Raw genomic sequence first — 15,348 nt, 5'->3', positions numbered from 1 at the left:
CGGCGTTGTCGCACCCGCTACAGGCGGTCTGATAATTTCACCAAGCAACCGCTTGCTATAAATAGCCGCCACTGCTAAGGTCGCGCGCATGCACGCCATCGCCGACCCCGCCACCGCCGCGCCCGAGCGGCGCACCCGTGGCCGCCCCCGCAAGACCGCCGACGAACGCGACGACGGCAACCGCCGCCAGGCGCTGCTGCGCGCGGCGGCGCGGCTGTTTCGCCAACAGGGCTTTGCGGCCACCAGCACGCGCGACATTGCGGCGGCGGTGGGCATGCGCTCGGGCTCGCCCTTCTATCACTTCGACAACAAAGAGGCGCTGCTGGCCGCGGTCATGGAAGAGGGCATGGCGCGCGCGCTGCAACACCAGGGCGAGCAGATGGCCGCCGCGGTGGCCGCATCGGCCACGCCGCTGACCGCGCGTCAGTGTCTGCGTGTGCTGGTGCGGGCGCACTTCGACAACCTGCTCGGCCCTGAGAGCGATCACATCCCGGTGATGCTCTACGAATGGCGCGTGCTGTCGGACGAGCAGAAGCGCGCCGTCAACCGCCTCAAGGACGACTACGAAGCGGTGTGGGTGCCGGTGCTGCAGGCGCTTCGGCGCGACGGCGCACTCGGTGGCGACCCACGCCTGGCGCGGCTCATGCTGTTCGGTGCGCTCAACTGGGCGGCCCAGTGGTACCTGCCCGACGGCCGCGCCTCGCTCGACGACCTGACCGACACCACGCTGCAACTGTTTCTCAAGGACGTGCCATGAGCCAGGGCTACCGCTCCGTCTTTCGCCCCGGCCTGCTGGCGGGTCAGGTGATCGTGGTGACCGGCGGCGGCTCGGGCATCGGGCGTTGCACCGCGCACGAACTGGCCGCCCTGGGCGCGCACGTGGTGCTGGTGGGCCGCAAGCTGGACAAGCTGCAGACCGTGGCCGAGGAGATCGTGGTCGACGGCGGCCACGTCAGCTTTCACGCGGCCGACATCCGCGACGAAGCGGCGGTGCAGGCCCTGGTGACCGCCATCGTCGTCTCGCACGGGCGCATTCACGGCCTGGTCAACAACGCCGGCGGCCAATACATCAGCCCGCTCGAGAAGATCGGCGCCAAGGGTTGGCAGGCCGTGCTCGACACCAACCTCATGGGCGGCTTTCTGGTCGCGCGCGAGTGCTATCTGCAAAGCATGCAGGCCCATGGTGGCGCGATCGTCAACATCGTGGCCGACATGTGGGGCAGCATGCCGGGCATGGGCCACAGCGGTGCCGCCCGCGCCGGCATGGTCAGCTTCACCGAGACCGCGGCCATGGAATGGGCCCGCAGCGGCGTGCGCGTGAACGCGGTGGCGCCGGGCTACATCGCCTCCAGCGGCATGGATCACTACCCGCCCGAGGCCGGTCCCATGCTGCGCGAGATGCGCGAGACCGTGCCGCTGGGCCGCTTTGGCAACGAGGCCGAGACCAGCGCGACGATCGTGTTCCTGCTCTCGCCCGCGGCCAGCTTCGTCAGCGGCAGCGTGCTGCGTGTCGATGGCGCCCGCCCGCAGGTGCGCATGGGTTGGGGCCAGGTGGCCGCGCCTGAGGATGTGCAACAGCGCGATGCGGTGAAGCCCTTTGATGGCTTTCATCGCTACGTGACCCCGAAGGTGTTCCAGTGACGGCGTTTGCCACCGCCTTCAACCCCCACAGAGAAGCCGCGCAGTTGCGCCGCACGGCGATGCTTGAGCGCATCGGGCAACTGCGCGCCATCGAAGCGCGCGCGGCGGCCACCTCGGCGCAGAGCAAACCGGTGTTCGACAAGCGTGGGCAGCTGTTGCCGCGCGAGCGCATCGCGCTGCTGCTCAACCCCGGCGCACCCTGGTTGCCGCTGTGCTCGCTGGCGGGTTTTCTGCAAGACACCCGCGACCCTGCAAAGTCGGTTGCGGGTGGCGGCATCCTCGCCGGCATCGGCTTTGTGGCGGGCGTGCGCTGCATGGTGGTGGCCAGCGATTCGGGCATCGAGGCCGGTGCCATTCAGCCGCGCGGGCTGGAGAAGATCCTGCGTGTGCAGGAGATGGCGCTGGAGAACCGGCTGCCCTTCGTGCACCTGGTCGAGAGCGCAGGCGCCAACCTCACCAAGTACAAGGTCGAGGGCTTCGTCCATGGTGGCGCGCTGTTTCGCAACCTGGCGCGCCTGTCGGCCGCCGGCCTGCCGGTGATCACCGTGCAGCACGGCTCGGGCACCGCGGGGGGTGCCTACATGCCAGGCCTGTCCGACATCGTGGTGATGGTGCGCGGCCGATCGCGTGCCTTCCTGGCCGGACCGCCGCTGCTCAAGGCCGCCACCGGCGAGGTGGCCACCGAAGAGGAGCTGGGCGGCGCCGAGATGCACACCAGCGTGTCGGGCCTGGGCGAGTACCTGGCCGAAGACGACCGCGAGGCACTGGGTCTGGCGCGGCGCGTGGTGGAACAGTTGCGCGACGGCTTCGCGCGCGCCCCGGCAACGGCCTTCGCCGAACCGATGCTGCCCGCCGATGACCTGCTCGCCCTCATGCCGACGCATCACCGCGAGCCGGTCGACATGCACGAGATCATGGCGCGCATCGCCGATGGCTCGGACCTGCTGCCGTTCAAGCCACTGTTCGGCGCCGCCACGCTGTGCGTGCAGGCCCGCATCGGCGGGCATGCGGTAGGGCTCATCAGCAACAACGGCCCCATCGACGTGGCCGGCGCGAACAAGGCCACGCACTTCATCCAGTGGATGTGCCAGCTCGGCCACCCCATCGTGTACCTGCAGAACTCCACCGGCTACATGGTCGGCAAGGACAGCGAGCAGGGCGGCATGATCAAGCACGGCAGCAAGATGATCCAGGCGGTGACCGGCGCCACGGTGCCGCAGATCACCATCCAGTGCGGCGCGTCCTTCGGCGCCGGCAACTACGGCATGTGCGGCCGCGGCTTCGCGCCGCGCTTCCTGTTCAGCTGGCCCAACGCACGTACTGCGGTCATGGGCGGCGAGCAGGCGGCGCGCACCATGCAGATCGTGGCCGAGGCCGGCATGGCGCGCAAAGGCATCACACCCGACCCGGTGCAGATGCAGCAACAGTTCGATCAGATCGTGCAGGTCTTCGAGAGCCAGGCCGACGCCTTTCACACCAGCGGCCTGGTGCTCGACGACGGTGTGATCGACCCGCGCGACACCCGCGCCGTGCTGATGTTCTGCCTCGACACCTGCGCCGAGGCCTCGCAACGCAATCTGCGGCCACTGCCCTTCGGCGTGGCCCGCATGTAGCGCAGACACCCCAGAGAGGAGACAAGCCATGCAGTTCACACACGAACACCGCGAGATTCAGAAGACGCTCAAGCGTTTCATCGACGACCACATCAACCCGCACGTGGACGAATGGGAGGCCGCCGAGATGTTTCCGGCGCACGAGGTCTTCAAGGGCCTGGGTGATCTGGGGCTGCTCGGCCTGTGCAAGCCCGAGGCCCAGGGCGGAGCCGGGCTCGACTACAGCTACAGCGTGGCCATGGCCGAGACGCTGGGCCACATCCACTGTGGTGGCGTGCCCATGGCGATTGGCGTGCAGACCGACATGGCCACGCCCGCGCTGGCGCGCTTTGGCAGCGAAGAACTCAAGGACCAGTTCCTCGCGCCGGCCATCCGCGGTGAGACCGTGGGCGCCATTGGCGTGAGCGAGCCCGGCGCCGGCAGCGACGTGGCGGGCATCAAGACCTACGCGAGGAAGGACGGCGACGACTACGTCATCTCGGGTCAGAAGATGTGGATCACCAACAGCCTGCAGGCCGACTGGATCTGCCTGCTGGTCAACACCAGCGACGGCCCGCAGCACAAGAACAAGAGCCTGGTCATGGTGCCGCTGCGCGAGAACGGCAAGACGGTCAAGGGCTTCGAGGTCGGCAAGAAGATCCGCAAGATCGGCATGCACAGCAGCGACACCGGCCTGCTGTACTTCGACGAAGTGCGTGTGCCGCAGCGTTACCGCATCGGGCAGGAGGGCGCGGGCTTCATCTACCAGATGCAGCAGTTCCAGGAGGAGCGGCTGTGGTGCGCGGCCAGCACGCTGCAGAGCCTGAACAACTGCATCGAATGGACCATCGAATGGGCGCAGGAGCGCAAGCTCTTCGGCAGCAACCTGGCCGATCAGCAGTGGGTGCAGTTCAAGCTGGCCGAACTCAAGACCGAGGTCGAGGCCCTGCGCGCACTGACCTACCTCTCGTGCGACCGCTACGTGGCCGGCGAAGACGTGACCGAGTGGGCCACCATGGCCAAGCTCAAGGCGGGCCGCCTCAACCGCCTGGTGCCCGACACCTGCCTGCAGTTCTGGGGTGGCATGGGCTTCACGCTGGAGAACAAGGTGGCGCGCATGTACCGCGATGGGCGCCTGGCCTCCATCGGCGGTGGTGCCGATGAGGTCATGCTGGGCATCCTCACCAAGATCATGGGGATCGCCAAGCGTCCGGTGCGATGACGGCCGCAGCGATGAACAACGCCCTGATCATCGAACGCGACGGCGCCATCGAGCGCTGGACGCTCAACGACCCCGCGTCGCGCAACGCGCTCAGCGATGCGATGGTGGTGGCGCTGTTTGCGGCCTGCCTGCGCGTGCGCGACGACACCTCCGTGCGGGGTGTTGTGCTCACCGGCGCGGGCGGCGCCTTCTGTGCCGGCGGCAGCCTGGGCAGTTTTGCCAGCGCCATCGGCCAGCCGCTGCAGCCCGGCGAGACCGATCCGCTGATTGGCATGAACCGGGCCTTTGGTGACTTGCTGCACGCCCTGAGCGCATTGCCGCAGTGGCTGGTGTGCGCCGTCGACGGACCGGCCATGGGCGGCGGCTTTGGTCTGGTGTGCTGTGCCGATGTGGTGATCGCCACCGAGCGCGCCAGCTTTGCCACACCCGAGGTGACGCTGGGCCTGCCACCGGCGCAGATTGCGCCCTTCGTCTGGCAGCGCCTGGGCGACGCCACCGCGCGCCAGTGCCTACTGAGTGGTGTGCGCTTGAGCGCACGCGAGGCGCAGGCGGCCGGCCTCGTCAACACGGTGGTGGCCGATGGTTCGCTCGATGCCGCGACGGCGGACACCACGCAGACCTTGTTGCGCGCCGCGCCCGGCGCCGTGGCCGCCACCAAGGAATTGCTGCAGCGCCTGCGTGGCGATGTGCCCGACCTGCGTGACGAGGCGGCCATTGCCTTCGCCAGTGCATTGCGCGGGCCGGAGGCCGCCGCGGGCCTGGCCGCTTTCGCGAAGAAGCAACCCGCACCATGGGCGGGCAAGGCATGAAGCGATTGCTGATCGCCAACCGCGGCGAGATTGCCCGGCGGATCATCCGCACCGCGCACGCCATGGGCATCGAGACGGTGGCCGTGTTCAGCGAGCCCGATGCCTCTGCCATGCACGTGCGCGAAGCCACCACGGCGGTGGCGCTGGGCGGGGCGAGCTCGGCCGAGTCCTACCTGCGCATCGACAAGCTGCTGGCCGCTGCACGCACTGCGGGCGCCGATGCGGTCCACCCCGGCTATGGCTTCCTGAGCGAGAACGCCGACTTCGCACAGGCGGTGATCGACGCCGGCCTGACCTGGGTCGGTCCGCCGCCCGCGGCCATCCGTGCACTGGGCAGCAAGTCGGCCGCCAAGGCGCTGGCGCAACAACACGGCGTGCCGGTGCTGCCGGGCTACTTCGGCAGCGACCAGGCCGACGCCACCTTCGCCGCCGAGGCGCAGCGCATCGGCTACCCGGTGATGGTGAAGGCGGTGGCCGGCGGTGGCGGCCGCGGCATGCGGCTGGTGACCGACGCGGCGCTATTGCCCGCCGCGCTGGCCAGCGCGCGCGCCGAAGCCCTGGCCGGTTTCGGCAACGCCGATCTGCTGATCGAGCGCGCCGTGCTGCGACCGCGCCATGTGGAGGTGCAGGTGTTTGCCGACGCGCACGGCGCCTGCGTCCACCTGGGCGAGCGCGACTGCTCGGTGCAACGGCGCCACCAGAAGATCATCGAAGAGTCGCCCAGCCCGGCGGTGTCGCCGGCACTGCGCGAGCGCCTGGGCGCCGCCGCCGTGGCGCTGGCCCAGGCGGCCGGCTACGTGGGCGCGGGCACGGTGGAGTTTCTGCTCGATGGTGAGACGGACGCCGCCGCCGGGTCGCCCCAAGGCGGCGCGTGGGGGCCACAGTTCTTCCTGATGGAGATGAACACGCGGCTGCAGGTCGAGCACCCGGTCACCGAAATGCTCACCGGCCTCGACCTCGTCGAATGGCAGATCCACGTGGCGCGCGGTGAGTCTTTGCCGCTGACCCAGCCAGAGGTGCGGCTCAGTGGCCACGCCATCGAGGTGCGCCTGTGCGCGGAAGACGCGCACTTCACGCCGCACACCGGTACCGTGCGCGCCTTCTCCGAGCCTGCCCTGACCGAAGGCTTGCGCTTCGATCACGCCATCGAAGCCGGCACCGAGGTCACACCGCACTACGACGCCATGCTGGGCAAGCTCATCGCCCATGCACCCAGCCGCGAGCAGGCCATTGCGCGCCTGGCCCATGCGCTGGACACCACTGTGCTGCTGGGCCTGCCGGTCAACCGCGACTTTCTTGCGGCCTGCCTGCGCCACCCGGTGTTCGGCGCGGGCGAGGCGCTGATCCCCTTTCTGGCCGAGCACGGCGACGGTCTGCGCCAGTCGTTGGCGCCGTCGGCCGATGTGGTGCTCGCAGGCGTGATCGCAGCGGTCTATGGCCACGCGGCCATGGCGTCGTTGCCGTGCCCGTTTGCGCGCCCCTTGCGCTGGCGCCACGGCGATGCGGTGCTCGACCTGGCGACGCTTGAGCTGGGGCAGGGCGCCTTGCAGATCGTGCACGGGGAGCAAACGCACCAGGCGCTGGTGTCATCGGGTCGGATCGCCATCGATGGCTTGACCCATGCGGCGCAGGCGGTGGCATTGGGCGACGGCCACTGGCAGGTGCAGGTCGGTGCGCACACGCTGGCCCTGCAGGACCTGAGCCTGGCACCGCGCGAGCGCGCCGGCGGCGCCAGTGCGGCGCGCGAGCTGCGTGCGCCCTTCAACGGCAAGCTGGTGGCGGTGCACACGCAGGCCGGCGCGCGGGTGACCAAGGGCGATGCCTTGCTGGCCATCGAGAGCATGAAGATCGAGCACCAGATCGTGGCCCCGCGCGACGGCGTGGTGGACGCGCTTCAGGTGGCTGCAGGCCAGCAGGTCGCACCCGGGCAGTTGCTGCTCAGCTTTGCCGTTGAGGTACCCGCATGAACTGGACTGCGCAAGACACCACAGCCCTGCTCGACACGGTGGAGCGCTTTGCGCGCGAGGCCCTGGTGCCCCATGTGAACGACTGGGACGCAGCGGCCGGCTTTCCGCGCGCGCTGTACCAACAGGCCGCCCACATCGGCCTGCTGGGCCTGGGCTACCCCGAACACCTGGGCGGCACGCCCGCGCCCTGGCGCGCGCGCAACGCGGTGTCGCAGTTGCTGGCGCGGCGCACCGCCAGCGGTGGTCTGCTGGCCAGCCTGTTCAGCCACAACATCGGCCTGCCGCCCATCCTCAAACACGGCTCGCCCGAGGTGCAGGCGCAGGTCATCCCCCCGGTGCTGGCGGGCGAGCAGATCGCCGCACTGGGCATTACCGAACCCGGCGGCGGCAGCGACGTGGCCAACCTGCGCACCACGGCGCGCCGCGACGGCGCCGACTACGTGATCGACGGCGAGAAGACCTTCATCACCTCGGGCGTGCGCTGCGACTGGATCACGCTGGCGGTCAGAACCGATGCGGTCAACAAGGGCGCCGGTGGCATCAGCCTCATCGCCGTGCCTTGCGACGCGAAAGGCATCGAGCGCACGGCGCTGCACAAGATGGGCTGGCACGCCAGCGACACCGCGCACATCCGCTTCGACGGCGTGCGTGTGCCCGCGCGGCACCTGCTGGGCGAGGAGCACAAGGGCTTTCGCATGATCATGGGCAACTTCAACGGCGAGCGCCTGGCCATGAGTGCATTGGCCCTGGGTTTTGCCGAGGCCTGCCACGACGAAGCCCTGGCCTGGGCGCGCGAGCGCAAGACATTTGGCCAGGCGCTGGTGGAACACCAGGTGGTGCGCCACAAGCTCATGGACATGCGCATGCGCATCGCGTCCACCCAGCACTGGCTGGACGCGCTGGGCGATCACATCGACGCTGGCGACGAGGGGGCGGACTGGGTGGCCAACGTGTGCCTGCTCAAGAACCACAGCACACAGGCCATGCAGGCCAACGCGGATGCGGCGGTGCAGATCCTCGGCGGCATGGGCTTCATGCGCGGCACCGCCTGCGAACGCATCTACCGCGAGGTCAAGGTCATGATGATCGGCGGTGGCGCCGAAGAGATCATGAAAGAACTCGCGGCCCGACAATCCGGCCTATGAGCACCCCCAAAGCCCCTCCCGCCACCTTCGAGCCCGAGTTCGTGCAGATGCTGACGCAGCTGTTCGAAGAAAGGATCGTCTTCAACAGCGTCATCGGCCTCAAGGTCACCGACATCCTGCCCGAGGGCATCGTGCGCGGCCGCGTCGACATGCGCAACGAACTCGTGGGCCACTACAGCCACAACCGCATCCACGGCGGCGTCATCAGCGCCAGCCTCGACGCCATGGGCGGCCTGGCCGCCATGGCCGCCATCGGCGCCCGCCACATGGATGAAGCCCCCGAGCAGCGCCTGATGCGCTTCAGCAAGCTCGGCACCATCGACCTGCGCATCGACTACCTGCGTCCCGGCATCGGCACCCATTTCGACATGCAGGCCGAAGTGCTGCGCCTGGGCTCGCGCGTGGCCAGCACACGCATGGAGTTCCGTGGGCCGGACGGCAAGCTGATGGCGACGGGCTCGGGCGCCTACATCGTGAGCTGACATGCGCGCACGCCTGCTGTCCATCCTTGCTTGGGCGACGGCCAGCCTGCTGGCACCGGTGTCCGCGCACGCCGTGTCGGTGCGCTTCGATCCCGTGGCCGATGGCGTGTACGCCTTCGTTGGGGAAACCGGTGGCCGCACGGCATCGAACGAAGGCCTCAACGCCAACATCGGTCTGGTGGTCACGCGCGACGGCGCGGTGCTGATCGACAGCGGTGCCACCTGGCAGGGCGCGCGCCAGATCCACGAGGCGGTGCGCCGCGTGACCCAGCAGCCGGTGAGGTGGGTCATCAACACCGGCGGCCAGGACCACCGCTGGCTGGGCAACGCCTATTTCGCGGCGCAAGGCGCCGAACTCATCGGTCACGCGGACGGCCGTGCCGACATGCTCAGTCGCGGCGGCGAACAGTTGGCGGCGCTCAAACAGGTCTTGGGCCCCAAGGCCGACGGCACCTCACCCATGTTGCCCACCCGCTGGATCGAAGGCGAAGACGCGCGCCTTGAACTCGGTGGCGTGGTGCTTGAGTTGCGACTCCGCGGCGGCGCCCACACCCCCGGCGACATGATGGTCTGGCTGCCAGACCGGCAGGTGCTGTTCAGTGGCGACGTGGTCTACGTCGACCGCATGCTGGGCGTGCTGCCCTTCAGTCGCACCCGGCAGTGGCTGGCCAGCTTTGCCGAGATCGAACGCCTGGCACCCAAACGCATCGTGCCCGGCCACGGCCGGATCACCACACTCGCTCAGGCGCAGGCGGACACGCGCGACTACCTGCTCGCCCTGCGCGAGCACATGCGCAAAGCCGTGGACGACGGCACCGACATCAGCGCCGCCATCAAGTCGTTTGACGGCGCCCGTTTTCAGCGCCTGGCCAATTCGGCGGAGCTGATGCCCGGGAATGGGAGCCGGGTGTATCTGGAGATGGAACGGGAGTGAGGGCTTCAGCGCACGCGCACCACATGCTTGCGCGTGCTTTGTAGTCGTTCGACCTTGGCCTCGCGAAGCAGCAAGCCAAGCACGCTGTACGAGAGATAGTCCTTGGCGCCACCGCCGTAGTCACTTCGCAAGCCAAGCAAACTGGCCACCTCAGCGTTGCTCACCCCTTTGGGGTTGGCTTGTGCCTGCGCTACCGCCCAATGTTTGTAGCGCGTAGGTCTAGAGTCCGATCAACCCGAGAAGGAGGTCGGACCGATGAACCAGCGATACACCGATGGACCGATCATTGGCTTCCTGCGCGAAGCCGATGGCGGGCTGCCGGTCAAGGAGTCGTGGAGTGACCTGCTCAGGGCCGGGAGCAGACACAGACGCGTTCGCCTCACGCGGAGCGCGATGTATCAGGTCGCAGGCCCCAGCAGGGCCGTCGGCCACGCCGAGGGATCCACGCGCGAGCACTGAACACGGGTCAGGCGTCCATCCGCCTTCAGAAGACCGTCGCCCTTTCCATTGAGGTTCTCGGCGCCCGCCTCATCGATCACCACCCGACTCTCGGTGGCGCTCTTGACGCGCAGAGCGAGCTGGGCGGGCAGGTTGCTTCGCAAGTTGGTGCTGATGACCTCGGCGCTTGGCTTCTGAGTCGCAATGATGACGTGGATACCCGCAGCGCGTGCCTTCTGGGCGAGCCTCTTCAGCTCTGCCTCAATTTCCTTCTTTGCCTGCGGATCATGCGTGAGGTCGGCGTACTCATCGAGAACCACTACCCACCAGGGAAGACGATCCTGTGCGCGTGCTGCCGCGTTGAACTCGGCAAGGTTGCGCTTGGCGGTAGATCGAAAAAGTCGGTATCTGAGCTCCATCTCCTCGACGGCAGCCTTCAATAGCGCAACCGAATCCGCGTCATCCCAGCCAATGTTTCCTTCGAGATATTCAGATCCGTCAAAAGGCGCGAGCTCTGTTCCCTTGGGATCCACCAGCATCAGACGGAGCTCTGATGGACTGTAGTGGCGTGTCATGCCGAACAGGATGGTGTTGAGCGCCTCCGACTTGCCGCTCCCGGTCGTCCCCGCGACGAGGAGGTGCGGACTGTTGGAGGACGAAAAATTCAGCTCAACGATGTGTCCAATGCGATCCTCTCCGATAGGCACCGCGAGCGCGGCTGGGGGACGGCTCCACCTTGACCATGTATGCACTGCGTCCACGTAGTAGCGCTGTTCAGGCTTCTTCGGCACATCGATGGTCACGAAGCCTCGGTCGATGTTGAAGGTTACGTTTTGCTCCTGCTCCAGCTGAAGAACCAGCTTCAGGGCTGCTGCCTTTTCCGAAACCTTGCGAGGGTCTACCCCTGGACCCGGCCGAACCTTGAAGAGAATTGAGGCCGGCCCTTCGATGTACGGCTCGTCCTCCTCTTGCGCTGCCGATACCGCGATTCCATGCATGGCGAAGCAGCCAAGGATGTCTTCATAGGAACGACGCAACGCTTCGCGTGGGAGACCCCTCCTCGTGGTTGGCAGCGATGAAGCGGGCGACATTGCTGATTGGGTCTCAGGTGCCTTCTCTGGAATGACTGTTCCGTCCGGAAGTGCTGGTTCGCCCGGCGCAGACGGGGCAACAGGGGACGTTTGGGCCTGCACTCCCGCGACTTGCTCCGGAAGTCCGTGATCGGGCAACCTCTCGATGCCAGTCTGGGGAGTTGCTGTCTCAACCGGAGTCAATGCCTGCGAAGGCCCACTTCGCGTCGTTTGCTCTACCTCGCGGGAGATCCTGCCTTCCCGGAGCTGCACGTAGTCAACGAGGTGGAACTTCGTCGATCTGAGCACGGTGACTCCGTCGCTGTCCGAACGCTCCAGATTCTCGCCCTCGCTATCCCAGAGGCATGCGGAGTACACACCATTGATGGCCCGCAGACGAATCGAACCAGAACGGAAGTCTGAGATTGTGCGGTGTATGAGTTCAGCTTCAGCGTCTGGATCTCCGCTGCCCTCGGCATTCACGATCTGGACTGCATCCGCTGGGAGGTTCTCCACCGCCATCGCGATCTGCTCCCGCCACATGCCTTCGTCGACATTGCGTGCGCCTTCGTGGCCCGGTCCGCCGAGTACGGAACGGAAGAAATCGCAGGTTCGCTGCACCTGCAAAACACCGTGGCCGTCGTACAGCTGGCGCAACTTGCCTTCGAGCACGAGGACATCGATGTGCACGAGACCATCCTCGGCTCGCTCCAGCACCAAGCGGCACATGTCTGCGCGTACCTGGGCATGCCCGCCGAACCAGTCGGTGTGCTCGTCCAGACTGATCCACGCCACCAGCCCGCTCCCAAGTCTGGCTGGGTAGAGCTCTTCGGCAAGATTGCGCGCAACCGTTAGTCCGATAATTTCCTCGGTCACTCGAGCGACGCCCAGAGCCTGCAGCGCAAGTCTCGGTGACAGCCGCCTCGTGGACTCGTAGATTCCGTCAGCGAGCCCCGCCAGCAGTTCACTTCTATTTCCCGACTGCCTCCGCTGCGGTATCAGTCTCTGCAGCTTTCTGACAAGTCGTGCCTGTATCAGATCGCGGCCAGATCGCGACGAAACGACGAGCGTATTGAGATGATTCGCACCGACTCCGTTTTCGATGCTCAAGACATCGGGCGATCCGGCCTCGACGGACTCGATTTGCTCACGAGAAATGTGTCGCTCGAGCGTGATCACCCAGTGGCAATGTTCATGCAGATCTTTGAACAGCCTCGCAGAGTCCTGGAAGTTGACTCGCAACTCGACCAAGTCTGTGTTCTCCGGTTGACTGGGGGCCACGGGTCTGGATCTGTTCGCGCGTACCGCGAGCGTGCTCCAGGACTCAAGCACAGGGTCTGGATACTTCGGCAGCATTACCAGGGAAATTGCGCCGCCACCGCCCCCGGACTCCATCCTTAGCGGCCGGTGCTGCAGGGGATCAAAGGAGCCGGGACGCTCGATAGGTGCCTCAGTGTTCTGCTGACTGACAATCTGCTCCTGCAACGCATGGGTCACGACTGCTATGTCGAGCTGCAGATCCGATAGCACTTCAGCGAGGCTGTCGCCGGCCCGGTAGTCGATCAAAGCCAGATCCCTGTCTGGGAACAGGCGCGCGCGCGGACCCCTGTCGACGGTTTCCGAAAGTCTCTCGACCGACCTCGCAATAGCCTCCCATCGACTCTTGGGCGCCGCCACGTGCATCGAGATGCGCAGCGAACGATTTGCCTTGGCGGTGATCCGGCGCAGGATCTCTGCCGGCGTCGAGTCACTTGTGGGTAGGACTACCAGCAGCGAAAGGCCGTCGCGCTTGTACGGATGTGCATCCAGATAGCTGACTATGCGGGCCGCTATGGAGCCGATAGCCTCCGCGTCAAACGAGACGTCTCCAGTGTCGGTAGTGAGCGGGGAGAAGTCCTCCCACCATCCTGACTCGGAGCGTGAGTACAACAGCTGGCCCGCGTTCCCGACAGCAATAGGAGGTGATTCCCGGGGGGTCAGCTTCTCCAGCCAGTCGAGATAGAACTCACCCTTTCCATCGGCAAAGCCGGCAATACCGGAAAGGAACTCCTGGGCGAGCCGCCGCGTCTGCTCCAAATAGCCGCAGATCCAGCGGAGGCGAATCGGATGCAGCGGCAGCATCAGTCGCCGTTCGGAGCCGATGACAGCGACAAGATCGGTGCCGAGGAAAGCGTCGAGCTCCTTGCTGCGAACACCGTCTGGAACAAGGCGCTCGCGTGCGCGCCGCAGAAGCTGTTGCCATCCATCTAGATACGACTGGACGCGTTCCAACTCCAAACCGGAGACTCGGAATGAGTCACGGAGTCCGCGCCGCAACTCCACCAACTCATTCAGCAAAGGGCTGACTGCGTCAGGCTGGTGGGTCGGATCAGGGGTCAGGCAATCAAGGCCGGACTCCCGGTAGGCAAGTGGCGTCTGCCAATCGTCGCCATCCGTAGGCGGGCTGACGCGCAATACTCCGGCTGTGTCGAGAGAGGGAGACTCAAGCGCCGCTGCCAGGAACCAGAAGAGCGCGAACTGCTCCACGGGAGATGGCAGCCACTCAATCTGGTCCATGACCTCGAGGACTTTGTGGTCGCGGTCGCGTAGCGTGAAGCGCAGCGGAAGGGGGTCCCACGTGTACTCCCGGATCTGGTCATCTGAGTCTTCGCTCTGATCTTCGAGCACTTGCGGTACCGGCAACGGCGAAATCAGCTCCGCAGATGGCTTCAGCAGGCAGGCATCAGGGAGACCCTCGAGGCCAGCGGAGATGGAGCGTAGAGTGTCGCCGAAGAGAAACGTAAAGAGTCCTTGCGTCGGGGTTCCTGCGGCTTCATCGTTGCCTAGCTCCAGGGCAATGCTCGCGACGCTTGAAGTGGTGGTGTCGAGGCGGACTCGCTGCACCAGTCGCACGATCTCAATGGCCGGATTGAAGAACTGCCTCCGCGGAGGGACAGCCAGTCGCTCAACTGATTTCCTGGTCGCAGCTGTGACGATGTCGGCAAGAGGGGCCATGCCTTGCGGAGGGACAGCCTCAAGCAGGCGGTTTGCATCATGGCTATTCCTGGCGTTGAGTCCCGCAGCGACATCAAGGGCATCGAACTCAGCCACTCGGTCGGGAGCAACGTCATCGACCTCGGCGCGCACTCTGTCGCCAAGACGTAGCCCCGCCGTGTCCTTCACAAACAGCTGGCTGAAGATCTCGTAGGGAATCTGCCGGCGAAGCTCGTCCGTCGGCGAGAGTCCGTATTCGGAGCAGAGCCTGCGCCATCGGTCCGCATCGGAACCGGGCATCGGGCTGCCATCGGGGAGTCTGAAGCGCGCCGCCTGCACCCTTGCGAGGAAATCCTCACTGGTGAGTTCGGCACTTCCGTCCATCAGATCTGCGTGCCTCGCATTCATTTCGAGCCTTCGGCGGCATCGCGCTTCTGCTCCACCCTCGTTCCAGCGCTCATCCGGAAACATATCCATGGCCCAGAGCGTGCGGCCAACTATCCGATCCGCCTCCACTTCATCGATCAAACGCTCATGGCTTACCCAATTGCTGCAGGCGAGTTCGATGAACGCGATAAACCGCCTTACCGGCACGGGCTCGATCTCCGGATGAACGAGACTGATCACAAGCAGAAGGCGCTCCAGCAGAAGCTGCGGAACGCTGGCCACCCCCCCAGCGCTTCGCCACGCTTCTTCGACCAAGAGCCCTGGAACGCCGCGGTTTGCTTTTGCGTAGTCATCGAAGCTTTCGTCGAGGAAGTTGCTGTCGCGAAGACTGAAGATGTTCTGCAGGCCCTGCTCGTCACTCTGGACACTTATCTCTACGTAGACGAGGCCCGCGCGGTTGTGATTCCGGTAGTGCGTGATCGAATGGCCTGGTTCAGCCACAAACTGCGGCGGTACAGCGCCGCCAAGGCTATCGGCCACAACAAGTCGGACCTGCTCCAGATCAGCAGCGCGAGCTGCGTCCGCCCATTCGCTGACAAGCTGCGCCACTTCGTCAGCATGGAGGTTCTTAATCCGGAAGCACTGATGGGCCGCTTGGCGATCACGCGTCAACGCGAGAGTGGCGATC

The 15,348-nt window shown here is 66.1% G+C and carries 11 protein-coding genes; 9 read left to right on the top strand and 2 right to left on the bottom strand.

Translation table 11 applies throughout. The features are described from left to right. Positions 1–88 precede the first annotated feature (88 nt). From KF871_RS16760 to KF871_RS16720, 9 genes are read left to right on the top strand one after another with little or no spacing between them, the layout of a single operon-like run. Positions 89–757 (top strand): TetR/AcrR family transcriptional regulator, encoded by a 669-nt coding sequence (locus KF871_RS16760; RefSeq protein ID WP_291145133.1) that lies wholly within the window; start codon positions 89–91, stop codon positions 755–757. Continuing rightward, entirely contained in the window at positions 754–1,641 is an 888-nt protein-coding gene (locus KF871_RS16755; protein ID WP_291145131.1) for an SDR family oxidoreductase, read from the top strand. The genes KF871_RS16760 and KF871_RS16755 overlap by 4 nt, the downstream gene beginning before the upstream one ends. Continuing rightward, a complete protein-coding gene (locus KF871_RS16750; protein ID WP_291145128.1) occupies positions 1,638–3,254 on the top strand; it encodes an acyl-CoA carboxylase subunit beta in 1,617 nt (538 codons plus the stop codon). The genes KF871_RS16755 and KF871_RS16750 overlap by 4 nt, the downstream gene beginning before the upstream one ends. Before the next feature lie 28 nt (positions 3,255–3,282). Beyond that, on the top strand, positions 3,283–4,455 hold the full coding sequence (locus tag KF871_RS16745; protein ID WP_291145125.1) for an acyl-CoA dehydrogenase family protein: 1,173 nt from the start codon (positions 3,283–3,285) through the stop codon (positions 4,453–4,455). A gap of 11 nt (positions 4,456–4,466) precedes the next feature. Beyond that, a complete protein-coding gene (locus KF871_RS16740; RefSeq protein ID WP_291145122.1) occupies positions 4,467–5,264 on the top strand; it encodes an enoyl-CoA hydratase-related protein in 798 nt (265 codons plus the stop codon). Continuing rightward, positions 5,261–7,231: a biotin carboxylase N-terminal domain-containing protein gene (locus tag KF871_RS16735; protein ID WP_291145119.1), complete on the top strand. Its 1,971-nt coding sequence runs from the start codon at positions 5,261–5,263 to the stop codon at positions 7,229–7,231. Before KF871_RS16740 ends, KF871_RS16735 begins: the two co-directional genes overlap by 4 nt. Next, positions 7,228–8,376 (top strand): acyl-CoA dehydrogenase family protein, encoded by a 1,149-nt coding sequence (locus KF871_RS16730; RefSeq protein ID WP_291145116.1) that lies wholly within the window; start codon positions 7,228–7,230, stop codon positions 8,374–8,376. Before KF871_RS16735 ends, KF871_RS16730 begins: the two co-directional genes overlap by 4 nt. Continuing rightward, positions 8,373–8,858 (top strand): thioesterase family protein, encoded by a 486-nt coding sequence (locus KF871_RS16725; RefSeq protein ID WP_291145113.1) that lies wholly within the window; start codon positions 8,373–8,375, stop codon positions 8,856–8,858. Before KF871_RS16730 ends, KF871_RS16725 begins: the two co-directional genes overlap by 4 nt. A 1-nt stretch (position 8,859) precedes the next feature. After that, positions 8,860–9,792 (top strand): MBL fold metallo-hydrolase, encoded by a 933-nt coding sequence (locus KF871_RS16720; protein WP_291145109.1) that lies wholly within the window; start codon positions 8,860–8,862, stop codon positions 9,790–9,792. A 5-nt stretch (positions 9,793–9,797) separates the two neighbouring features. Here the strand turns inward: KF871_RS16720 and KF871_RS16715 are convergent, their stop codons facing one another. Both KF871_RS16715 and KF871_RS16710 read right to left on the bottom strand, forming a co-directional pair. Then, the gene (locus KF871_RS16715; protein WP_291145107.1) at positions 9,798–9,941 is read right to left on the bottom strand and encodes a hypothetical protein; all 144 of its coding nucleotides are present in this window, start codon (positions 9,939–9,941) and stop codon (positions 9,798–9,800) included. Between the two features lie 249 nt (positions 9,942–10,190). Next, positions 10,191–15,332, bottom strand: coding sequence for an FtsK/SpoIIIE domain-containing protein (locus tag KF871_RS16710; protein ID WP_291145106.1), 5,142 nt, complete (start codon positions 15,330–15,332; stop codon positions 10,191–10,193). Positions 15,333–15,348 lie beyond the last annotated feature (16 nt).

Origin of the sequence: Hydrogenophaga sp. (assembly GCF_019635465.1) — a bacterium.
Taxonomy (GTDB): Bacteria; Pseudomonadota; Gammaproteobacteria; order Burkholderiales; family Burkholderiaceae_C; genus Hydrogenophaga.
Note: the sequence above shows the minus strand (reverse complement) of the source record. Positions and strands in the feature narration are given on the sequence as shown.

Bases quoted from the DNA above. Each gene is read 5' to 3' on its own strand.
- KF871_RS16760 (WP_291145133.1), top strand. From the start codon at position 89: ATGCACGCCATCGCCGACCCCGCCACCGCCGCGCCCGAGCGGCGCACC.
- KF871_RS16755 (WP_291145131.1), top strand. From the start codon at position 754: ATGAGCCAGGGCTACCGCTCCGTCTTTCGCCCCGGCCTGCTGGCGGGT.
- KF871_RS16745 (WP_291145125.1), top strand. From the start codon at position 3,283: ATGCAGTTCACACACGAACACCGCGAGATTCAGAAGACGCTCAAGCGT.
- KF871_RS16740 (WP_291145122.1), top strand. From the start codon at position 4,467: ATGAACAACGCCCTGATCATCGAACGCGACGGCGCCATCGAGCGCTGG.
- KF871_RS16735 (WP_291145119.1), top strand. From the start codon at position 5,261: ATGAAGCGATTGCTGATCGCCAACCGCGGCGAGATTGCCCGGCGGATC.
- KF871_RS16730 (WP_291145116.1), top strand. From the start codon at position 7,228: ATGAACTGGACTGCGCAAGACACCACAGCCCTGCTCGACACGGTGGAG.
- KF871_RS16725 (WP_291145113.1), top strand. From the start codon at position 8,373: ATGAGCACCCCCAAAGCCCCTCCCGCCACCTTCGAGCCCGAGTTCGTG.
- KF871_RS16720 (WP_291145109.1), top strand. From the start codon at position 8,860: ATGCGCGCACGCCTGCTGTCCATCCTTGCTTGGGCGACGGCCAGCCTG.